We start from the raw sequence: 389 nt of genomic DNA, 5'->3' as shown, positions 1-389 counted from the left end.
ATAATAATGAATTAAAACCTTTGACATTATTATCGAAGTGAGTCAATAACCAGTTCACCAATAACTGAGTTAAAAACAGAAGCGACGTGTTCAAATTTGGCAACGTCAATGCCAACAAAATGTGTCATAAAAAAGACCGCCTTTCTAGAAAACCTTGTCAGATTTCTATGGCGATCTAATCGTATTCTTGTAAGACATAAGAACACACTTTAAGTGGCTCATCCAACTATAAACGAATTTAGTAAGGGCCATAGACTCACTCTCCTTAAAGTAGATTAACTACAATACATGTAAGAGAACTAAGGTTTATCTACTAATATTCTAAATAAAAGGTTAGAAAGGATAAAGTGATATTTATGTACTGGCAAGGTACGTTTATATCATACAAG

Source organism: Coprobacillus sp. AF33-1AC, assembly GCF_003475785.1.
GTDB lineage: Bacteria > Bacillota_I > Bacilli_A > Erysipelotrichales > Coprobacillaceae > Faecalibacillus.
The sequence above is the reverse complement of the archived record's forward strand: the minus strand, read 5'-3'. Positions refer to the sequence as shown.